Raw genomic sequence first — 23,513 nt, forward strand, 5'->3', positions numbered from 1 at the left:
ATTTAAACACTAATATTAAATATAATTTAAAAATGAAAAATAGAATTTTAATGGTAGTAGCCCTATCGTTTACTATGATTGGGTTTGCTCAGAAAAATGAAATAAAAGCTGCAGAAAAAGCGCTCAAGGGTAAAGATACGGCTACGGCCAAAACTTCTTTAGAGGCAGCTTCTGGATTAATTTCCGGTGCTGATGAAAAATTACAAGCCCAATATTATTTCACTAGAGGTAAGGTTTATAGTGATTTGGCTAAAAAGGGAGATAATACTGCTTTTGAACCCGCTGTAGAATCATTCCAAAAAGTTTTGGAAATTGAAACCCAAATGGGAAAAGAAAAATACACGGCAGAAACAAATCAGTATATAGCAAGTTTGACAGCGGATTTAGTAAACTCAGCGGTGACGGACAACGGGAATAAGAAGTTTAAGGAGGCAGCGGAAAAGTTGTATATGAGTTATAAAATAAGCCCTAAGGATACTTCTTATCTATACTATGCTGCAAGCAGTGCCGTAAACGGTGGTCATTATGAAGATGCCTTAAAGTATTATAATGAGCTACAGGAAGTAGGTTATGATGGTAGTGCCATAGTGTACAAGGCTACGAATACCGCTACTGGAGAAGTTGAGGAAATGGATAAAACCCAAAGAGATTTGATGGTAAAGTCCGGTACCTATAAAGAGCCGTTGGATGAAAAAACTCCTTCAAAAACTGCCGAAATCGTAAAGAACACGGCTTTGATTTACACGCAACTAGGTCAAGATGATAAGGCACTCGAAGCTTATAAGGCCGCAAGGGCAAACGACCCACAAGATGTAAACCTAATTCTTAATGAAGCTAATCTTTATTTTAAGATGGGTGATAAGGAGAAATTTAAGTCTTTGATGGCAGAAGCCATAGCGGTGGCACCGGATAATCCAGACTTGCACTATAATGTTGGTGTAATTAACATGGAGCAGGGAGATTTTGAGGCGGCTAGGACTTCCTACAAAAAGGCTTTAGAGCTTAATCCCGGTTATACCAATGCTTATTTAAATTTGTCCACAACCTATGTAAACGAAGGAAATGGTTTGATTGATGAGATGAATTCCTTAGGTAATTCTAGAGCTGATATAGCAAAATACGAAGAATTGAAAACGAAAAAGGACGATTTGTTTACGGAGGGCGCTACGGTATTGGAGCAGGCTTTAAAAACTAATCCAGATAACCAAGGTGTACTTACCCAGTTAAAGAACATTTATGGCGCCATGGGTGATAACGAAAACTTTATGAGAGTAAAGAAATTATTGGGAGAGTAGTAGTCTTCTTACATCATACAAGAAGGCCCTCTTTGGAGGGCTTTTTTTATATGATTTTTTTGATAACCCTTAGCTTGTGCGTATAGTTTCTTAAGTCGTTGTTAAATATACCGGTATGGTCTAGGCGATCAATCCTTACCATACCGTTTACATGTATGATATAATTGTTGTCCATGATGATACCTACATGGTCAATAATACCATTAGAATTGTCAAAAAATGCCAAATCGCCGGCTTCACTCTCTTCAACAAAACTCAAAGCGTCTCCTTGAGCAGCTTGGTCTACCGCTTTCCTCAACAAGTCGTACCCGTTAATTCTATAAACCATTTGGGTAAAACCTGATGCATCGATGCCAAAAGGTGTTTTGCCGCCATGTAACTCTGGTGAATTAAGATATAACAAGGCCGTCTTTACGAGCTGGGCCTTGTTCTGTGTTGATTTAACGGCGTTTCCTTCAAATTTTATGTCAAGAGTAGTAGAATCAGTTATAGAAGAGCCTAGTAGAATCGGTATTAAAAGTTGATTTCTATTTTCAACATAAGATATTAAATCGGCCGTATAACTACATGGTGACTTGTCAATTTGATGATACTCCTCCTCAGTAATGAAAGCCAATTGCCTATTTAAAATCCACCCTTCGGTTTTATCGAAAGCGACTCTAATCTTAGACCAATATTTCCGGGATTCCAAAATCTTAAAGTGTTCTCCAAACAGAAGTTGAGAGAGCATCTCCGAGGATTCTTCAGGTGAAATCTTAACAGGAACAGTGCTTAAAGGACAAATACCGTATTGCATGGATGCTTTTGCAGGAATTAATTTCTTTCCAAGATTACCGCAGAAGCTCCTCCGCCACCATTGCAGATAGCTGCAGCTCCTATTTTTCCATTATTCTGTTCAAGAACATTCAATAGTGTCACTAGAATTCTTGCTCCAGAGCAACCAAGGGGGTGGCCCAAGGAAACGGCACCACCGTTAACATTTACATTGCCATCCTTTAAACCAAGTATTTTCATGTTGGCCAAACCAACTACGGAAAAAGCTTCGTTAAATTCAAAATAGTCCACCTCATTTAGGTCAACTTTTGCATTCGCTAGGGCTTTAGGCAGGGCTTTGGCAGGAGCAGTGGTAAACCATTTTGGTTCCTGCGCGGCATCTGCATATCCGGTAATTTTTGCTATAGGTGTTATGCCCAATTCCTTGGCCTTTTCAGCACTCATGAGAACCAATGCGGCGGCACCATCGTTAATGGTGGAAGCATTGGCGGCGGTGACCGTACCATCTTTTGAGAATGCAGGTCTCAGATTCGGAATCTTTTCTAGCTTAACATTCTTGTACTCTTCATCTTCAGTTATGACTAAGGGTTCCCCTCGGCGCTGAGGTACGGTTACGGGAACAACTTCATTGTTGAAGCTACCTTTTTCCCAAGCTGTAGCCGACCTTTTGTACGATTGTATCGCAAAATCATCCTGTTCAGCTCTTGAGAATTCGTATTTTTCAGCACATGCATCTGCACATACTCCCATAGCGTTTTGGTCGTATACATCTACCAAACCGTCTTTTTGCATACCGTCTATTAGTGAAGCGGGACCAAATTTAGTGCCGTTTCTCATGTGAACGTAATGGGGAATCATACTCATGTTCTCCATTCCACCTGCAACGATTATTGAGGCGTCCCCCAGTTTTATGGATTGCACGGCCTGCATAACCGTTTTCATTCCAGAAGCACAAACTTTATTAATTGTTGAGCAGGGAACGGTATCAGGAATTCCTGCAAAGATTGCAGCCTGTCTGGCAGGAGCTTGGCCTGTGCCAGCTTGCACTACGTTGCCCATAAGTACTTCATCGACCAACTTAGGGTCGAGCTTAATTTTTTCTAGAGCTCCGCTAATGGCCGCAGCACCTAATTTGGGTGCGGTAACGGAGGATAAAGCACCCATGAAACTACCAATTGGTGTTCGAACTGCGGAAACGATAACTACCTCTTTCATAAATCAAATTTGTTAGTAAAGCGAAATTACTAAATTATGATGCAACCTAATGGTAATGTAACCATTTCCTGTTTATCAGTTTATATTTTTCTATTTTTGAATTATTCATAGTTAAAAATACCTTTTGGAGAACCTATATAAAAAACAGTCGCTTATCTATAAGTACTTCCTCTATATTTTGGCTGTTGGTTTCATAGTGTTCTTTTTTCCAAAAGGCGGTAAGTTCAAGTATGAATTTCAAAAAGGGAAGCCTTGGCAGTTTGAAAACTTATATGCACCGTTTGATTTTTCTATCAAGAAATCAGAGGAGGAGCTAAAGCTAGAAAGGCAGGAAATTGAAAAAAATCAACCCCAGTACTTCAGATATGATCAAAAAATAGTAGATGATATTCAAGTTAAGTACAATAATAGTTTTGATGAACTCGTAGCCGGAAGTGAATTGGGGAATTCCACTAAAGTGCGACTGAAGAATACGGGGAAAGTTATTCTTGATTCCATTTATAAAAATGGCATCTTAAATAATACACAAAATAAGATTAGAGGCAATAGCTTATTTCTGGTAAGGAACAATCAGGCTACGCGGACAGATACTTCTGAATTTTATGGTTTAAATGAAATCAATAATCTCATCCGGTCTGTTTTAAGTGATCGTGGTTTTTCGGTTTTCGAGAAAGAATTTGAGTCGCTTTTTTTCGACCTTATTACGCCGAACGTTTCCTTTGACGAGGAACTTTCAAGAAAATCAAGTGAGGATGCCTTATCTAAAATATCCTATACAAGAGGAACTGTAGACGAGGGAAAACTAATTATAGCCAAGGGAGAAGTAGTTGAGGGGGAAAACCTGAAGGTCCTAGATTCCTTACGTTCAGAATATGAATCTGAACTGTGGACAGCGAGTAATTACTATTACATCCTAATAGGGTATACGGTTTTAGTAGCCTTGGTTTTGATGATGTTATTTTTATTTCTGAAGAAATACAGGAAGGAAGTATACAACAATAATACTAAGATTACCTTCATAATTTTTAATATTCTCCTTTTAGTTTTTGTAACCACTATGGTCGTTAAATACAACGACGCCCTTGTCTTCGTTGTGCCATTGTGTATTTTGCCCTTAATATTAAAGACATTTTTTGACGCTCGCCTTGGCTTATTTGTTCATGTCTTAACGGTGCTTATTTTGGGTTTTGTAGTACCGAATAGCTTTGAATATATTTTTCTACAGATTATTGCCGGTATTGTAACAATACTTACCGTGTCGGAACTATATAAACGAGCCAATCTTTTTGTCTCTGTGGGTCAGATAACCTTAATCTACAGTGTAGCCTATCTCGCCTTTCATGTTATACATGAGGGAAATCTAGGCAATATAGAATGGTTTACACTTGGTCTATTTCTTTTGAATGGAATGATAACACTCTTTGTGCAACCATTGATCTACATCTACGAAAAGGTTTTTGGGCTAGTTTCTGACGTTTCCCTGCTAGAGCTTTCGGATACCAATTCCAAATTACTCAAAGAGCTTTCCAATAAAGCTCCAGGAACTTTTAACCATTCGCTACAAGTGGCAAACCTTGCAGAAGCCGCTGCTAACAAAATAGGGGCAAATGCCATGCTTGTAAGAGTCGGGGCCCTTTATCATGACATTGGCAAGATGAACAACCCTACGTATTTCTCTGAAAATCAGATTACCAATGTAAACCCTCATGATGAGATAAGCCCAAGTGAAAGCGCTAAAATTATTATAGACCATGTGATTAATGGAATAGAATTAGCTAGAAAAAATAAGCTACCGGACAGGGTCATTGACTTTATACGCTCACATCACGGTACCACCTTGGTATATTATTTCTACAAACTTCAAAAAGATTTGGAAATAGATGTGGACGAAGCTAATTTTAGATATCCTGGACCCCTTCCCTTTTCTAAAGAAACAGCTATTCTAATGATGGCAGACTCTGTTGAAGCCGCTTCTAAAAGCCTTAAAGACCCAACCTTTTTAATCATTGATGAATTTGTGGACAAGATTATTGCGGGTCAAATGAATGCCAATCAGTTTTTGAATGCCAATATAACGTTCAAAGAAATTGAAATGATTAAAAAAGTCTTCAAGCAAAAGCTTACGAACATCTATCATCTAAGGGTGGAGTATCCCGAGTAGCGCACATTTACTTCCGTTTATTAAGACACATATCATTAAAGGATAATCTGTTAAAGTATTTGTAAATAAGCCCTTTATATAGTGTTTTGTTCTTAATTTTAAAAAAGAGAGTAATACTATTAATCTAAAAAGCTTTACTATGATATCTTCGAGCGTTTCCAAATTACCTTTTCTTTTAACTATTATGTATTGCTTCTTTTGTTTTGGTCAAAATAGCGGTCCTAATGCAAATGCGCTACAACAGGTCTTTACTGAAGAGCCTTCGTACTGGCAAAAAGATGAAAGGCAAAAGCTTGTACAATGGCAAGAACGGATTTTAGTACATGTGGACAAGAATTTCGTTAAGGAAGAGGAGTCACTGTTTTTTAAGGCCTATGTCTTAACTGGACCAAATAGGATACGGGCTACCATCAGTAAAGTTTTAAAAGTAGAACTGCTGGATGATCAAAAGCAAGTTCTGCGAACTCAATATCACGAAATAACCGATGGTATGGCAGTAGGCGCTTTTGTAATGCCAAAAAAATTAAATGAAGGTGAATATACCCTTCGGGCCTATACCCGTTGGATGCAGAACTATGGAGATTCCTTTTATAGTCATACATTGCTTCAAAACGAAACGGCTTCTAGTTCAGAAAGTATTGATAAGAATGAAATGGAATCGTTGAAAATTTCATTTTATCCGGAAGGGAATCAACTTATAGAGCAATTGGATAATTGGCTTTTGATAAAGGCAACCATGGAAGGTAATCAGCACCTGGATATTAAAGGACAAATCATTGACGAAAATAATGAGGTGATTGTAGCGGCAACAGCTTATGGTGAAGGCCTTACTTCGGTCGTATTCAACCCACAACCTGGAAAAAAGTATAGGTACAGGGTCGAATCCGGACAAACATTCGATTTACCTCCAATACAGCAAGAAGGATATGCACTTAAAGTTAACAACCTGAATAAAACTGATTTAGATATTCAGATAGCCACTTCGCCTAGCCTCTTAAATTCAAAGGTTTGGATAAAAGGAGAAATGAGTGGTATTACCTATTTCAAGAAAGAGATACATGCAGAGAACTCATTGGAGACTATTGAGGTTCCTAAAGAAGGCATTCCTTTTGGGATAATGACAATTGCCATATTAAATCAACAAGAAGAGATTTTGGCAGAACGTCCGGTAAGTATAAAACCATCAGAAAAGTTAACAATTACTCTGATGGATAGTGAGATTAATAAGGATAGAGATGAAATGTGCCTTAAATTCAAGGTTACTGACCAAAATGGGAATCCGGTGAAAACCCAAATGGCCCTTAGCATAACAAATATACCTGATGGAGAACTCATGGAAAAGAGTGGTTATCAATTGAAAGCAATGAAGGGTAATGAAGCTTACGGTATTGACAGGAGGGAGCTTTTCAAAGAAGATTTAAGACTCCTTACATCTGAAGGGTCCAGAAAGCAGAAGTTACAAGCCGTGCCTACAAAAATAAAATTTCCTTTTCAAGAAGGTTTAAATCTGTTCGGTTACGCTTACAATCTAAATAATGAACTACTTCGCAATACGGCCGTTCAAATTATTGGATCATCCGCGAATGACGTTCTTGCAAAAGAGATAGAAACCGATGACACGGGTTTAATTAAAATCGAAAATTTACAGCTGACCGGAGAAACGGATTTAATATTTAGAAGGGCAGGTGATGAAAGCGCTTCAAGACTGGTAAAGTTCGTGCCTTTTCAAGAAGAATATGATTTGGATAGTAGCACAAAAGCGAAATTAGATTTTAAAACTCAAAAAAGAGGGGCGATAGCCACACCTTCTCCTTGGGAATATTTGGATAGTGATGAGCTAGTAGAATTGGAAGAAGTGGAGGTGGTCGAAGAAAAATTGGACGCATCAAAATCTTCACCATGGGCCAATGGAGTAAAACCTAGTAAGGTTATCTATCAAGATATGGAAAGACCAAGAACATTGCCCCAACTATTTCTTGGTGTTCCCGGTATGTATGTCGCAAATCTAGGCGGATTAAACCCAACATTAAGAATGCCGGCTGCGGCAGGTCAGGGTCCCGTACTTTGGGTAATAGACGGTATGCCCATGATGAATCAAGATAATTCCCTGTTAGAGGTAATGAATATTGTAAGTTTTATCGATGTTGATCGGGTGGAAATACTATTTGGTCCTGAAGCAGCTGTATACGGTTCCAGAGCTTCGGGAGGGGCTATCCTTGTTTACACTAGAAGTGCGTCAAATGAAGATTACGTAAATAGAAAAGAGGGTCGTTTAAAGTTTCAGGGATACCATCAGTCCGAAAGTTTTAACACTATTGCGAAAACCATGAAAAAGCAGCCTAAAAAGTTTAAAGATAGAATAAATACGATTTTTTGGGACCCCATGCTTATTACCAACAAGGCTGGGGAAGTTTCTATAAAGTTTGACACTCCCATTCCTTTAGAAACGATTTTGGTCAAAGCAAGCAGTATTACAGAGACCGGAGCTATGGGCAGAGTCAATATAGTGTATTGAAAAGAAGTTACTTGGACTTGGAAAGAAGTAAATTACTATTATAGTTAGGAATATTTTTTAAAAAACTATAAAAAATAGTTGCTTTATTGTGCGGTAAAAATGTACATTTGCAACCGCTTTAGAGCGATGTTCATTACAATACTAAATTAGGAGAGGTGCCTGAGTGGCCGAAAGGAGCGGTTTGCTAAATCGTCGTACCCTAACAAGGGTACCCAGGGTTCGAATCCCTGTCTCTCCGCTAAATTCTGTGAGAGACAGATATTTTAGATAACCATTCGGGGTGTAGCGTAGCCCGGTTATCGCGCCGCGTTTGGGACGCGGAGGTCGCAGGTTCGAATCCTGCCACCCCGACACAAGCCAGTTCATTTTTGAGCTGGCTTTTTTATTGTAAAAAGGTTGATCAGGTTCTCCCGAGGCTTCGGGAATGCCATCCGAACAACAAAATCCAATCACTATAGTGGTTGGATTTTTTGTTTTATGAATAAAAATTCAAAAACCTATGAATTTTTATTAAGTATCAGGTAAATTTCTTTTCGCAACTTTGACTTGTTAACCCCCAAAAACAAGTACACATGAAAGCTTCATTGACCTACATTATGACACTTGGATGTATCGTTACCTCCTTTTGTTTTACTACAAATGCCCAATCGGTACGTAGTCCGCTTACTTTAAAAAATGATAAAATCACCGAACAACTCAAAAATTTTGATGACCTCAGGGCTCAAGGATTTACGAAAGAAGAAATCTATCAAGATTTGGGTAATGCTTATTTCTTATCCAAAAACTACGAAACAGCGCTTTTTTGGTATGAGCGTCTAATAGAGATTAGTGATGATGGCAGACTTACGTCATCATATCAAAGAAGGTATGACTATGCGTTATCAAAAATAGGTAAGAGCAGTGATACGGTAGCGGAAGAGGATGAAAATTGGACGGAATTGGTTAGATCCGATTATCAAATGACCAGCACTTCTTCTGATGAGAAAAAATACTCGTACAGAGATACTTTTAAACCCTTGAACTTCAACACTAATTCAGAGGCGGTAACACTTAGTAGGCCTGATCTTTATATCGAAGGAAACGATAGTGGAGAATTTAAAAATGAATTTAGTTATGAAACGCCAGCTGTATTAACAGAAGACGGGAAAACCGCTTATTTCAGTAAAGCGGTTTATGTGAAGCCACTTACCGGAATCTTCTCTAAAAAGTCCCTGGTTCATCGAGTGTACAAGGCCAATAGAATTAACGGAGAATGGAAAACCATTCAAGAACTACCTTTGTGTCCAAATGATTATTCTGCTTTGCATCCTTCGGTTTCTAAAGATGGCAAACAATTATTTTTTGCCTCTAACATGCCCGGGTCTTTTGGTAAATATGACATATATGTGTCCGATTTAAAGAGCGACGGTAGGGTCGGAATTGCCAAAAATCTTGGAAGTAAGGTCAATACTCATGAGAATGAGGTATTCCCAAAAATGATAGAAGAAGGTACTTTGGTCTTTGCTTCAGAAGGACACAAAGGGTATGGAGGTTTAGATGTATATATGGTAGAGGTAAACCAGAGAAGCGTTGGCCTTGCCATTAACCTTGGTAGCCCAATCAATAGTGTCAAGGACGATTTCGCTATTCACCTGTCGGATAAGGCCGGTTTGGGCTACGTGGTATCGGACAGAGCGGGAAAAGCGGGTACTGCGCAAAGAGTTGCATTCACGTACACTGGCACTCAAAAATCCAAGATAGACAAAGATTATCAACTTTTAGAGGCTTTGAACCACAGTCAACAGACCAATTATTCTTCTTCCGTATTTGAGGATGAGTAATATAAAGATACTCTTAACACCCCAAAGAAAACCATTAAGAGCTGATGACGACTTGTAAAGTAGCTAAAAGAAGATATCATCCTTTTTTGAACTGCTTTCTCATTGAACACCCTTATTCATAATCTAAAACTTATAAAATGAACTATACTTATACAATATCCAAAAAGATAGGCTTCCCCCTTGTTCTTGTGATAGTTCTAGGATGCTTATCCGCTAACGGTCAGGAAACGAATCCTGATTTAAGCACCGGTAATACCTACCATAACCAGTTATTTTTTAATAGATTCTTAATCAACCCTACGTTTTCCTTGGTACGCGAGAATAAATCGTACTTAAATATTTTGCACAGAAACCAATATGCCACATTTGACGATAACAGTCAAAACTATTTTTTGGGTTTCAGCAATAAACTCAATGAAAATACGGCCGTGGGCATTGGTGTATACAGTCAATGGTCTGGAGTTATACAGGAGTTCGGGTTCAATGCGAATTACGCTACCGCTGTACGCTTAGGAGACAAAAGTAAATTGACCTTTGGCGCTAATGTCACGTATTTTAATCAGGGTTTGGATAGAAATAGGGTAGTGGTGTCTCAAGAAGACCCAGAGATTTTAGAGTCTAGAAAAGAGAGTAAAATCGCTATACAACCGGGAATAAATTTATCTCTAGGTAATTTTGATTTTGGACTTTATGCCGAAGATCTATTAAGATATAATCAAACTACAAATGAATTTTTGACCAACCTCTCGTCAAAAAGCGTAAAGGCATCTTTACAATATACGCATACTTTTAATGCTTATAGAGGACTATTCCAAGATGCACGCCTTATGCCCTTGGCCCAGTTTGGTAGAAATATAGATGGCAGCCTGTATTATCTAGGCTCATTGGTTCTGGATTTACCAAATTATGGATGGTTACAGACCACAGTAGACCAAGAATATGGTATCTCTGCGGGAATTGGCTTCAATTTGAGCAAGAAAATGTCGCTGGGTTATCTGATGGAGAAAAATTTGGCTCAAAATAATACCAATCTGGGCTGGAATCATGAACTTTCATTAGCCTATACGTTTAAAGATGATGAAGAAATCAATGGATACGTCGATAGTTCCAATGACAGCAAAATTGACCGAATTGTCCGAAATTATGAAGAACAAATAGCGGATTTGATTTCAGAAAGAGATAGCGCGCGTAAAGAGAGAAAGAACGGTATAGTGGCTAAAACGGATTCAGATTCTGAAACCAGTGACGATATGGCCTACCAGAATAAATTAGTTCTAGATGAGCTTATTATAAGACAGGATTCGATAGAAGAGGCCCGCACCGAAGCATTTGAACAGCGTTTTGAAACTGTTGTACGTCTTTTAAGAACTGATATAAAAAACAGTATTAGAACAAATCTTGAAGAATTTAGTCGCGAAGAGAATACCGTTCTAGCAGGCAACAATGCTACATCCAACAGAGAAGACAGGTTTAAAGATTTTGATACGGAAACCTATAATAAAATGCCCATTAAGATGTTGGGAGATTCTGAAGTAATCGGGGTAAAATCTGGTTATTACGTCATTGCCAATGTCTACAAGAACAAGAAATACCTGAACGCATTTATGGAAACTCTTGAAAAGAAAGGATTAAAAGCCAACAAATTCTACAATAAGGAAAATGGACTTTATTATGTTTATTTAGCGGATTATGATGTTAAAAAAGATGCACAAACCGCTTTTGTCTCTGACCTTGAAGGAAAGTATAGTGATGAAAAATGGATAATGCAGGTAGATAATTCTACTGCAACCGCCTCTAACACCTATGAAGATGAAGCGTCTTATAGTAGGGAGGAATAAATCTGAAACATTAGATTATAAAAATTTAGATTGCGCGATATAGGGTTTGATATATTGTCGATAAAAGGAGGGGTGGTGTCCGGGGGGATAACTGGGTCCCCTCCTTTTTTAATTTAAAATAATACCTAAGTTTAATGAAAAAGTTGTTTTTCTACTAGGTAAATTATTTTTTCTCGATGAATAGCAATACAACTATGTATTTGAACGAAAAAACTTACTTATATAACTAAGATATTTTTTTATTGTATATATTTAAGCTATGAAATAGAACACCATTGTTAAACCCAAATCCCCCAATAACATGGAAAATTTTTACCTACAACTTTCCTTAAAACGTCATTTAAAAGTGGTCGTAAAGACACTTGTTATGACGAGTCTAATTAATTTTCTCTCCTCGCTGAGGTTCACACTGAACAAATCTAATTTTGGTTCCAGTATACATTTTATCAGGGGATAGCTACTTAATCCCTTTTTGGTAAAAACATTCATTAAAGTGACAAAAACGTAAGGTCTGGTTCAGTCAGGATAATGAGTCCTTATTCTACGGGTCTTATGACTTGTAGTGCCTTACTTAGCCGAATTAGGTTAGGTGAACGCACCAGTCGTCTTAATGTTTTTACATCTAACTATCATACTCATTGCTAACCCTTTGCATTACATTTTATGTTATTGTGATGTGATAAAATACTACCATTATGAAAACAAAACGCTCAAAAATTATTGTAATAGAAAGTGACAGAACGCTCCATTCAGCCTATACCAATTATTTTGACAAATTTTTTGAATTTTCTCTTGAAGGCATCTACTGTAATACTGACGACGCATTAAAGGAATTTAAAAAAACAAAGCCGGATATCATCGTTACAGAGGTTGATTTGGTTGCACTGAACGGCATAGATTCCATACGTTATTATAAAAGGAAGGATTGGAATGTAAAAGTAATAATGATTAGCCGGACCAATGATTTTGAAGTAATTAAAAAAGCTTTTAAATATGGGGCTAACGGATATCTCACAAAACCAATTGATGCAGATAAACTTTACTATGCCCTGAATTGCATAAAGAAAGAAGGTGCCGTAATGAGCAATGATATCGTGAAAAAGGTGATAGCTAATTTTAGAAGAAAATCTTTTAAACTCTTTTCGGAGCGCGAAAATCAAATCGTGGATTACCTATGCAAAGGCGCCACATACAAGATGATAGCTCATAAACTCTTTGTGACCACCAGCACCGTCAATTTTCATATTCAAAATATCTATTTAAAGCTTGATGTAAATTCCAAGTCGGAGGCCCTTTCAAAAATTGAACAATTATAAGTACCTACTTATGTTTTGAGAAGGCCCTTGGATGATTTGGTTTCCAAGGGCCTTTTTTTATGTAGGTTTACGAAAACGGTTTCGAAAGTTTTCGTTTTAAACGAAATATTTGTTAAGTAAATAGTTTTCAATTAGTTATATGGTATTTGGGAGACATCCATTTAACATCTATTCTTTAAATAAATCAAGTTAACTAGGATAAAAATAGGTAAGCACCACAGTTTTATAGTATTTTAGAGAAGCAATATTTTTACATCCTAAAAACCGATTTATGTATAATCTTGGACTTGATATAGGTAGTTCTTCCGTTAAAATAGCACTCGTAGACCAAGAAACCGGTGCAAGTGTTGGAGTTGTTCAGGAACCGGAAACAGAGATGTCTATGCTCGCCGTAACCAATGGATGGGCAGAACAAAATCCAGAAGATTGGTGGCGGCATGTCTGTAAAGGTATAGACAGGATTAAGGAGAAATGTGGCGTCACCTCAAAGGACATCACAGGAATAGGAATTTCCTACCAAATGCATGGTTTGGTCTTAGTGGACGACAACGGAGAAGTATTACGTAATTCAATCATCTGGTGCGACAGTAGAGCAGTTAAAATAGGAGAAGATGCCTTTCATGAAATAGGAGAGAACCAATGTTCAGAGCAATTACTAAACTCACCGGCAAATTTTACCGCTTCTAAGTTAAAATGGGTCAAGGAAAATGAGCCAGAACTCTATGCTAAGGTTCATAAATTCATGCTCCCTGGAGACTATATTGCATTTAGGTTCACAGGTGCTATCAACAGTACGGTTTCAGGTCTATCTGAGGGAATTTTTTGGGATTTTAAGAACGATGAGGTTTCAGATACGATCATGAAGCATTATGGCTTTGACAAATCATTGGTGCCAGATATCGTAGATACGTTCAGCGAGCAGTGTAGGCTTAGTTCCGTTGGGGCAGGCGAGAGCGGTTTAACTAAAGGAACACCCATTTTGTACAGGGCTGGCGATCAACCCAACAATGCCCTATCCCTAAATGTTTTTAAACCGGGAGAGGTTGCTGCGACCGGGGGTACCTCTGGTGTAGTATATGCTGTGACCAATAGTCTTTCCGTAAAAGAAAGCGCAAGGGTAAATAATTTTGCTCACGTAAATTATAGACAGGGAGAAGTTCCAAGAATTGGAAAATTACTGTGTATTAACGGCGCAGGTATACAATATCGGTGGTTGCTCAATAATTTAGACGTAGCGGACTATGACGAGATGAACGCGCTGGCGTCCGAAATCGCTACAGGGTCGGATGGGGTCTGTATTATTCCGTTTGGAAATGGAGCGGAACGCATGTTGAACAATAGGGAAATCGGCACAAGGATTGTCAACCTAAATTTAAATAACCATTCCAAATCTCATTTATGCAGAGCGGCATTAGAAGGAATCGCATTTTCTTTTGTGTACGGTATGGATATCTTAAAATCTGATGGTATTACGCTAAATGTAATCCGTGCAGGCAACGATAATTTATTTAGATCGGAAATATTTTCAAATACCGTTGCCACGCTAATAGGGCACGACATAGAAATTTATGATACCACCGGAGCCATTGGAGCGGCCAGGGCTGCCGATTTGCACAAAGGTGATTTTGAATTATTTGGAAAGCGTATTATGGACAATGATTACGTAATGACGTATACACCTTTACAAGAAAAAGATAACTATCAAAAAGCTTACGATAACTGGAAAAAAGAATTAGAACTAATTTTAAATATATAAGACATGGCATTATTAGGAGATAAGGAATATTTTAAAGGTATAGGCGAAATTAAATTTGAAGGCAAGGAATCTGATAATCCTTTGGCATTTAAATATTATAATCCGGAACAAGTAGTTGCCGGAAAAACGATGAAAGAGCATTTTAAATTTGCCATCGCCTATTGGCATACGTTCTGCGGTCAAGGAGCCGACCCTTTTGGGCCCGGCACTCAAAATTTTGAATGGGATAAAGCCCCTGACCCGGTACAAGCGGCTAAGGATAAGGCAGACGCTGCCTTTGAGTTTATCACCAAAATGGGTTTTGATTACTTCTGTTTTCATGATTTTGATTTGATACAGGAGGCGTCAACATTTGCAGAATCTGAAAAACGTTTAGGGCTCATTACAGATTATATAAAGGAAAAAAAGAAAGATTCTGGCGTTAAGTTGTTATGGGGAACGGCAAATTGCTTTTCCAATCCCAGATATATGAACGGGGCTGCTACGAATCCAGATTTTAATGTACTTGCAAGAGCAGGGGGGCAGATAAAACTAGCTTTAGATGCTACTATGGCCCTGGACGGTGAGAATTATGTTTTTTGGGGAGGCAGAGAAGGTTACATGTCTTTGTTGAATACAGATATGGGTCGTGAACTAGATCATATGGGACAGTTCTTGACTATGGCCAGGGATTACGCAAGAGGCCAAGGTTTTAAAGGAAACTTCTTTATTGAGCCAAAACCAATGGAGCCTAGTAAGCATCAATATGATTTTGATACCGCTACTGCTATTGGGTTCCTAAGAGAGTATGGTTTAGATAAAGACTTTAAGATAAACATTGAAGTAAACCATGCCACATTGGCTCAACACACTTTTCAACACGAAATTGCCGTGGCCGCAAAAGCCGGAATGTTAGGTAGTTTAGACGCCAATAGGGGAGATTACCAAAATGGATGGGATACCGATCAGTTTCCGAATAATATCTTAGAAACTACAGAAGCAATGCTGGTTTTCTTGGAAGCTGGAGGTCTCCAAGGTGGCGGAGTCAACTTTGACGCTAAGATTAGGAGAAATTCAACGGATCTGGATGATGTTTTCCATGCGCACATCGGTGGGGCGGATAATTTTGCCAGAGCGCTGCTCACCGCTGATAAGATTATTTCTTCATCAGCTTACACAAGTCTTCGCGAAAAAAGATATAGTTCTTTTGATACTGGAAAAGGAAAGGATTTTGAAAATGGTAAGCTAGATTTGAACGATTTATATGACATTGCGGTTGAGAACGGTGAGTTAGAACTACAAAGTGGTAAGCAAGAACTATTTGAAAATATTGTTAATCAGTATATTTAACTAGCTTAGTAAAAATAAAGGGCCTTGGTGAACAATCAAGGCCTTTTTAATTCAATCCAATGAAAAAAATAACGCTTAAGGATATAGCATCAGAGTTTAATGTTTCTGTATCCACTGTTTCTAAGGCTGTACACGATAGTCATGAAATTAGCGTTGCCCTTAAATTAAAAATTCAACAGTACGCCAAGGAAAAGAATTACAAACCAAATAAATTGGCGTTGAATCTTTTGGGTAGGAGTACGCGCACTATTGGAGTAGTAGTCCCCAACATTCTTAATTACTTTTTTGTACAAGTGTTATATGGTATAGAAAAAATAGCGAATGAGAATGGTTATAATATTATCAGCTGTATTAGTAACGAGTCTTTTGAAAAGGAGTCCAAAACACTTGAATTCTTAGATTCCGGAACGGTAGATGGCTTAATTATCTCATTGGCAGAAGAGACCCAGATACAAGAAAAAATTACTTCATTGGAGAATATAGCACAGAATCAAATCCCAATGGTGTTATTTGATCGCGTGTCCGATTTAATAGACTGTGATAAGGTAATCGTAGATGATTTTGAGGCAGGTTACAAGACAACAAAATATTTAATAGATATTGGTTGTAGTACTATTGGTTTTGTGTCTCCCATAGGGCAATCTAGCGTGGGAAAGTTACGATTGGCAGGTTATAAAAAAGCACTGTCAGATTACGGATTGGATTACGATGAGAAACTTGTCGTAAATTTTACAGATAAGGACGATTTAGATCTCTTGATGTCCTTTCTTCTAAATTACAGGCCTATCCAAGGGATAATGGGGCTGGACGAAATCACCGCGATAAAAATTCTTCATATCGTAAAGTCCAGAGGTTATACCGTTCCAGGTGATATTTCAATAATCGGGTTCACTAACGGACAACTTTCTAAATACGTAAGTCCGGCCTTGACCACGGTCAGTCAACACGGACAGTATATTGGGGAATGCGCCGCAAGAATATTAATACGACGAATGGATAAGTCCATGGAAACTTTGCCGTATGAGACTAAAGTGGTTAAAACAAGTTTACTAGTAAGGGATTCCACGAGGAAACTAGATTAAGCATCACCCTTTCTGCGCAAGCGTGCGTGGGCGCTACATGGCTTTACTAGTGATTATACATAGAACTGGGCTTTGCGTTTCTTTATTCATTTTTCCCATCACTTCGATACACCTTTCAAATTGATACAAGGTATGATTTGCATCAAATTTTCATTAAGAATTTGAAGAGTTTTCAACATACGAATGATGTCATTCTCCTAGAGTTTTATACACCTAAACCATATAATTTTGGTTGTTGGTATAAAAAATAAGCTGTAGTTATATTTTAAATATTAAATTAGAAGAAATAAAATAGTATTCATGCAAATAAAAGAATCTTCAGAAATTTATGATGTAATCATCGTCGGTTCTGGTGCTGGCGGCGGTATGGCCACTAAACAATTGGCCGATGCTGGTTTAAATGTTGCCGTAGTAGAAGCAGGCCCATTTTTTGACCCAGCGGACCCCAAAACCATGACACAGCTAAAATGGCCCTATGAATCCCCCAGAAGGGGTGCAGGGACCGATCGTGCTTTTGGCGAGTGGGATATGTCCTACGGCGATTGGGAAGTAGAAGGAGAACCCTATACCCATACGCCAGGAACAATTTTCAGATGGTGGCGTTCTCGAATGCTAGGTGGGCGCACCAATCACTGGGGCCGTATATCCTTAAGATTCGGACCAAAAGATTTTAAAGGTAAAACTAGGGACGGACACGGAGACGATTGGCCAATAGGATATGATGATGTGAAACCCTATTATGATAAAGTAGATAAACTTATAGGTGTTTTTGGAACCAATGAAGGACTAGAAGATGATCCAGATGGATTTTTCCTTCCTCCTCCAAAGCCTAGATTGCATGAACTTTATTACATAGAAGGTGCAAAAAAAGCCAATGTTCCTGTTATTCCTGGCAGATTGTCCATGTTGACGAAGAAAATCAATAACGATAGGGGAGTCTGTTTTTATTGCGGACAATGTGGTAGGTCTTGTCAAGTATACGCAGATTTCTCTGCTGGTAGCTGTCTAATTTTTCCGGCACAGAAGAGCGGTGGTAAGGTTAAAATCTTCGTAAACTCCATGGTGAGAGAAGTTCTGACCAATGACGAAGGTAAGGCTACCGGAGTGTCCTACATCAATAAAGAAGATAGAAAAGAATATGAGCTAAGAGGAAAAGTCGTAGTACTGGCTGCATCGGCCTGTAGCTCTGCGCGTATTCTTCTAAACTCTAAAAGTAAACAACACCCTAACGGATTGGGTAATAGTAGTAACCTAGTAGGGAAGTATTTACATGATTCCACAGGAGCTGGGGCCGCAGGTGTTATACCGGGTTTAATGAATCGTGATGTTTCTTATAACGAAGACGGGGTAGGCGGTATGCACGTATACTCTCCATGGTGGGGAGACAACTCAAAACTAGATTTTCCAAGAGGTTATCACATAGAAATATGGGGAGGCATGAGCCAGCCCAATTATGGTTTTGGGTGGAACCAAGGTGACCTGAATCAGTATTTTGGAATGAAAGTAGGTGGTTACGGGGATAGTCTTCGAGAAGATGTGAAAAAATACTATGGTTCCGTAATTGGCTTCGGTGGTCGTGGAGAAGGTATTGCCAGAAAAGAAAATTACTGTGAAATTGATCCCACAACGGTAGATGAGTATGGTATACCGGTTCTGAAGTTTAATTATCAATGGTCGGATTTTGAACGAAATCAGGCCAAGCACATGCAAGATACCTTCGAGGAGATAATCCATAACATGGGTGGTATCTATTTAGGTGAAAAGCCGGGTAAAGACAGAGATTATGGGCTGAACAAACCAGGTGAAATTATACATGAAGTGGGAACCACCAGAATGGGGGATGATCCAAAGACATCGGTTACGAATAAATTCAATCAATTACACGATGTAGATAACGTATTTATTGTAGATGCGGGAGTATTTGTTTCGCAGGCCGATAAGAACTGTACCTGGACCATCATGGCATTGTCATGGAGGGCATCGGATTATATAATTGAACAATTAAAACAGCAAAATATCTAGAAGGTATGATGGATAGAAGAAAAAGTATACAGACCTTAATACTTGGTGCAGGAGCTTCCGCTCTAGCATTCCATGGCTGTAAAACAGAAGATAGGACACCAAATGAGGAAATAATCACTTCGGAAGACACCAAGTATTTCGGTAGGACACCAAAGGAATTAGAGCGCATAGAGAAGCTTAAGGCAGAGCAGACCTTCAACGAACATGAGATGGAAACCATTGCAGCACTAAGTGTTGTTATTCTTCCACCTAAAGAGCCCCATGGAGGCCCTATTGAGGCTGAGGTTCCTGAATTAATAGAGTTCATGTCAAAGGACATTCCTGAAATGGCACCAACTTTATTAGGCGGATTAATGTGGTTGGACCATAAAAGCAACAGGGAATTTGGAACGGAGTTCAAATCGGCGTCGTTAGAACAGCAAAAGCAAATATGTGATCAAATCTGTTGGCATGACACTGAGGTACCCATTGATGATCAACCTCTAGAAATTCAATTCTTCGCCTTAATGCGCAATCTTACGGTTACAGGCTACTATACCTCAAAAGTGGGTATTGCTGATTTGGGTTATAAAGGTAACATGCCCAATGTTTGGGACGGAGTACCACAAGAAGTTTTGGATAAACATGGTATGGCCTATGACCCGGAATGGATTGCAAAATGTGTAGACCAAAGTAAACGAGGTGTGATAGCAGAATGGGACGAGAAAGGTAATTTACTTACCTGATTTTTTAGAGTGAACGTAATCTCTTAATTTATTTTTGATGAAAAAATTAGTGGTCATATTAGTATTCTCATTTGCTTGTAGTACGGTATACGGGCAAGAAATAGGCTTACAATTATACAGTTTACGTAATCAGTTTAAAACGGACGTCCCCGGAACATTAGACCTTATCCAGTCTTGGGGTATTACCAATATCGAGGGTGGGGATAGTTACGGCGTGCCCTTGGCCAAGTTCAAGACAATGTTGAAGGACAGGAATCTTAAAATGCGCAGCATACAAGGAGCGTATAAAGATTTAAAGAATGATGTTGAAAAGGTAATAAAGAATGCCAAGGACTATGATGTGAAGTACGTGATGTGCGCTTGGATAGATCACGATGGTAATACGTTCGATTTCGGTAATGCTAAAGAAGCTACTACAGTTTTTAATACTGCAGGTAAGCGGTTACAAGAAGAGGGCATTACATTGGTATATCATGCCCATGGTTACGAATTTCGAAATTATGAAGAGGGCTCTTTATTTGACTACATGGCCAAAAATGCGAAATATTTTGGATTTGAAATGGATGTATATTGGGTTCAGCACGGGGGTGCCAACCCAATGGTGCTTTTGAACAAATATCCGGATAAGTTTAAGCTAATGCATTTAAAGGATATGGAGCAAGGTTTGGTTGGTGACGATAGCGGACTATCGGACGATGATACCAATGTAACTTTGGGAAAAGGACAAATTGATATGGATGGTTTAATCCGAAAAGCCAGAGAACTAGGAATTGAGTATATGTTCATTGAAGATGAGTCCTCAAGGGTTGTAGCTCAAGTACCCCAAAGCATAGCCTTCGTTAAGAGTCTAAAGGAATAATGACTTGGCGTTTTATTGCTTGTAAACTCTTACCCAATCTACAATAAGATAGGATTGATCAGGAATTTGAGCGCTGTTCAAGTTCATTCCGTTGAAAAAAGCACCGCCCACGGCCAAATTCAATACCACTTTTTGATTTTTATTGAACATATCATCAATAAAGATATACGTGCTATTGTCAAAGTTTTTGATTTCAACTCCATCCAGAGAAATGACAAGATTGTTTCTAGACCAGACCAGTTCATAAACATGAAATTCAGTGGTAAGATCAGTACCAGCGTCATGGGTATAGGTCGTAAAGGATGAATCAGTAATTGGGGTGTTGGCTTCATTACCGTAAAAGAAATTTGTAACATGCTCATTGGTCCTGTTTCCTCGGAATTCAAGAATATCTATTTCTCCTTGCGTAGGCCATGGATCTCCGTAACTCCAAAAGGCCGGCCACAGACCTGCTCCAGCAGGTAGTTTAATTCTAGCGGCAATGCGCAGTGTTCCTTGGGAAGAGGGATTGTACAAATCTTTAGTTTCTATTCTTCCACTAGTAAAATCAAAAGATTTAAGGCTGGGGTCAAAAGGATTAACGAATCCTGATGCCTGTTCCCGCGATTGTTCTATAAGTAAGTATCCGTCTTCAACAAAAAGATTTTCTTTTTGATACAATTGTAATTCTTGATTGAAGGCACCACCTTCCCAAATATTCCATTCTAATAAACCTTCATTAAAGTTGTCTTCCCAAACCAGTTCCCAGCCTACCACATCTTCAGCGGTCAAATCGAAGCCCGCATCTAAAACTTCCGGAAGTTCTTTAATCACTTCTTCTTCAGGTGGGTTTTGAGCCTCTGGTTCGGGATTTTCCGGGATTATGGTTATTGATGTATCCTCATTTCCAGAACAAGAAAAAACGATAATCGTGGCAAGTAGACAAATATATTTCATACCTTTTTTAGGTTGAAGATACGTAAATCCAAGTTGTTATTTAAGCCTTTTAAAATTCAGTAGTCTCACGTCCATAGCTGAAGAACCAGGGATAGTAGGTGCTTTCAAGGTCACTACTCCAATTTCTTTTTTGAGGAAAATTTCCCCCAGTCGTTTTCTTTTAAAGTTTTTCACATAAGATTCTCCTCGGATAAAGCGATCGTTTTCCATCCCTCTAAGTGGTGGGTCGTGAGACGCTGTAATACGGGTCACCAAGGTACTTTGTCCATTTATTAATTCAACGGCTACTCCTTCATTTCCATCGGCCAGGGTATAGTAAAGGTCTACCTCGAATTTTCCATCGTCAAGTACTTCTATTTCCCAAGTTATGGAATCCTTTTGGCTGATCCAATTAGTAAAAAAGGTGTCATTTGGATAATGATTGCTGCGTAGTATATTACCGTGGGCAACACCGTCGCGGGCGGGTAGTTGCGTGTATTCAAAATCTGGATGTCCTAATGTGAAAGGGCGGTCATCTTCGGCTCTTGAAATGGGCAAGGTCTCTTTCAACCATTTTGTTTTGGCTTTGAGTAATGAATCCCTTATTTGTGGAAGTTGTGCTGAAAGATCTATTTGTTGTGCCCTATCATTTTCGATATCGTACAAACGGTTTTCTTGATCTAATCGATATTTCTGCGAACGTACCGAGGTATTGTTTCCCCAGCTGTTATATACAAATCTAGAGTTCCATTCTTCCGGTGTGTCAAAAAGAAGAGGGGAGAGGTCTTTCCCGTCTAGAGCTCTACTAGTTTTACCCTCGGAATTTGTTAACGCCGTAAGTGTTGGTACTATATCAATTGCACTTGCGATTTCTTTAATAGTTTTCCCTGCAGGTAAGGTATTTTTCCATTGCATAAAAAACGGAGTGCGTACACCCCCTTCATCAGGAGATCCTTTTCTACCGCGCATGCCGCCATTCCAGCGCCAGCTGTTGGGCCCGTTATCCGACATAAAGATGATGATGGTATTTTCCTCTAGATTCAATTCTTTTAGTTTGGATTGAATACGCCCCACGTTGACATCAATATTTTCTACCATGGCCAAGGCAGCTCTGGTAAAGTTTAGTTCTTCCTTTCCGCTTCCTTGATAATTTCTTTTCAGCAAACGGTCCTTAAAACGATTCCAATAGCCGTCAGGTACTTGCATAGGACTATGTGGTGTGTTAAATGGTAGGTAAAGGAAGAAAGGCGTTTCACGATTTTTGGTAATGAAACTTAGTCCTTTATCGGTAAGGTCATCTACTAAAAAACCATTTCCTTTTACTATTTTACCATTGTGCTCTAACATTGGGCTAAAATAGTTGCCCCAGTGTCCTGAAGCGAATCCATAAAAATCATCAAAGCCTCTGGCATTAGGATGGTACGGTGGTTGCATTCCACTATGCCATTTCCCGTAAGCAGCGGTGCGGTACCCTTCTTTTTTTAGAATGTCCGCTATTGTAGTTTCACCTAAATTAAGGCGTTCACCTCCGGCGGAAGTATCGTAAACACCTAGTCTAGTGTAATGACGACCCGTCAATAATTCTGCCCTGGTAGGGGAACATACAGGTTGCACGTAAAAATTTTCGAAAGAAACACCATGTTCCGCTATGGCATCAATATTAGGAGTACTTAGGTTTGGATTTCCGTTAAGGCTCAAATCCCCCCAGCCTTGATCATCGGTCATAATTAGAATGACGTTTGGTTTTGTGGTTGTCTTCTGAGCTGTAGAATTCGTTACGTTGGCTTCCTCCTTACAAGAAAATAAAAGGAGGCTCAAAAGCAGGAAATTTAAAGTTCTTTGCATGTAATGCCGTTTTACTTTTAGAAAGTTTAAGATAAGTATTTAAATA

The 23,513-nt window shown here is 38.8% G+C and carries 16 protein-coding genes and 2 tRNA genes; 14 read left to right on the forward strand and 4 right to left on the reverse strand.

Annotation, left to right across the window (positions count from 1 at the left end):
- The first annotated feature begins 32 nt into the window (after positions 1-32).
- Positions 33-1,295 carry a tetratricopeptide repeat protein gene (locus tag EJ994_RS02510; RefSeq protein WP_126591058.1) on the forward strand — a complete coding sequence of 421 codons (1,263 nt, stop codon included), beginning with the start codon at positions 33-35 and terminating at the stop codon, positions 1,293-1,295.
- A 46-nt stretch (positions 1,296-1,341) separates the two neighbouring features.
- Here EJ994_RS02510 and EJ994_RS02515 read toward each other — a convergent pair whose 3' ends face one another.
- Both EJ994_RS02515 and EJ994_RS02520 read right to left on the reverse strand, forming a co-directional pair.
- Complete coding sequence (locus tag EJ994_RS02515) at positions 1,342-2,091, reverse strand: NlpC/P60 family protein (RefSeq protein WP_126591059.1); 750 nt, start codon at positions 2,089-2,091, stop codon at positions 1,342-1,344.
- Positions 2,092-2,108: 17 nt separating this feature from the next.
- Positions 2,109-3,284, reverse strand: coding sequence for an acetyl-CoA C-acyltransferase (locus EJ994_RS02520; RefSeq protein ID WP_126591060.1), 1,176 nt, complete (start codon positions 3,282-3,284; stop codon positions 2,109-2,111).
- Positions 3,285-3,408: 124 nt separating this feature from the next.
- On the opposite strand from EJ994_RS02520, the gene EJ994_RS02525 reads away from it, so the two are divergent.
- From EJ994_RS02525 to EJ994_RS02585, 13 genes are all read left to right on the forward strand, one after another.
- Positions 3,409-5,445: an HD family phosphohydrolase gene (locus tag EJ994_RS02525; protein ID WP_126591061.1), complete on the forward strand. Its 2,037-nt coding sequence runs from the start codon at positions 3,409-3,411 to the stop codon at positions 5,443-5,445.
- A gap of 139 nt (positions 5,446-5,584) precedes the next feature.
- Positions 5,585-7,960, forward strand: a complete 2,376-nt coding sequence (locus EJ994_RS02530; RefSeq protein WP_126591062.1) for a TonB-dependent receptor — start codon at positions 5,585-5,587, stop codon at positions 7,958-7,960.
- 149 nt (positions 7,961-8,109) lie between these two features.
- Positions 8,110-8,198: transfer RNA gene (locus tag EJ994_RS02535), tRNA-Ser, on the forward strand.
- 38 nt (positions 8,199-8,236) lie between these two features.
- Positions 8,237-8,311, forward strand: a tRNA-Pro gene (locus tag EJ994_RS02540).
- A gap of 221 nt (positions 8,312-8,532) precedes the next feature.
- Positions 8,533-9,780, forward strand: a complete 1,248-nt coding sequence (locus EJ994_RS02545; protein WP_126591063.1) for a tetratricopeptide repeat protein — start codon at positions 8,533-8,535, stop codon at positions 9,778-9,780.
- Positions 9,781-9,917: 137 nt separating this feature from the next.
- Complete coding sequence (locus EJ994_RS02550) at positions 9,918-11,618, forward strand: PorP/SprF family type IX secretion system membrane protein (protein WP_126591064.1); 1,701 nt, start codon at positions 9,918-9,920, stop codon at positions 11,616-11,618.
- Positions 11,619-12,313: 695 nt separating this feature from the next.
- Positions 12,314-12,934: a response regulator transcription factor gene (locus EJ994_RS02555; RefSeq protein WP_126591065.1), complete on the forward strand. Its 621-nt coding sequence runs from the start codon at positions 12,314-12,316 to the stop codon at positions 12,932-12,934.
- Positions 12,935-13,205: 271 nt separating this feature from the next.
- Positions 13,206-14,690 (forward strand): xylulokinase, encoded by a 1,485-nt coding sequence (locus tag EJ994_RS02560; RefSeq protein WP_126591066.1) that lies wholly within the window; start codon positions 13,206-13,208, stop codon positions 14,688-14,690.
- 3 nt (positions 14,691-14,693) lie between these two features.
- Entirely contained in the window at positions 14,694-16,019 is a 1,326-nt protein-coding gene (gene xylA, locus EJ994_RS02565) for a xylose isomerase (RefSeq protein WP_126591067.1), read from the forward strand.
- Between the two features lie 59 nt (positions 16,020-16,078).
- A complete protein-coding gene (locus tag EJ994_RS02570) occupies positions 16,079-17,101 on the forward strand; it encodes a LacI family DNA-binding transcriptional regulator (RefSeq protein ID WP_126591068.1) in 1,023 nt (340 codons plus the stop codon).
- A 300-nt stretch (positions 17,102-17,401) separates the two neighbouring features.
- Entirely contained in the window at positions 17,402-19,123 is a 1,722-nt protein-coding gene (locus EJ994_RS02575) for a GMC family oxidoreductase (RefSeq protein ID WP_099574621.1), read from the forward strand.
- Positions 19,124-19,131: 8 nt separating this feature from the next.
- Entirely contained in the window at positions 19,132-19,848 is a 717-nt protein-coding gene (locus EJ994_RS02580; RefSeq protein WP_126593632.1) for a gluconate 2-dehydrogenase subunit 3 family protein, read from the forward strand.
- Between the two features lie 37 nt (positions 19,849-19,885).
- On the forward strand, positions 19,886-20,707 hold the full coding sequence (locus EJ994_RS02585) for a sugar phosphate isomerase/epimerase family protein (protein WP_126591069.1): 822 nt from the start codon (positions 19,886-19,888) through the stop codon (positions 20,705-20,707).
- Between the two features lie 12 nt (positions 20,708-20,719).
- Here the strand turns inward: EJ994_RS02585 and EJ994_RS02590 are convergent, their stop codons facing one another.
- Positions 20,720-21,643, reverse strand: coding sequence for a family 16 glycosylhydrolase (locus tag EJ994_RS02590; protein WP_126591070.1), 924 nt, complete (start codon positions 21,641-21,643; stop codon positions 20,720-20,722).
- 36 nt (positions 21,644-21,679) lie between these two features.
- A complete protein-coding gene (locus EJ994_RS02595; protein ID WP_126591071.1) occupies positions 21,680-23,467 on the reverse strand; it encodes an arylsulfatase in 1,788 nt (595 codons plus the stop codon).
- Between the last annotated feature and the right edge of the window lie 46 nt (positions 23,468-23,513).

Source organism: Maribacter sp. MJ134, from assembly GCF_003970695.1.
GTDB lineage: Bacteria > Bacteroidota > Bacteroidia > Flavobacteriales > Flavobacteriaceae > Maribacter.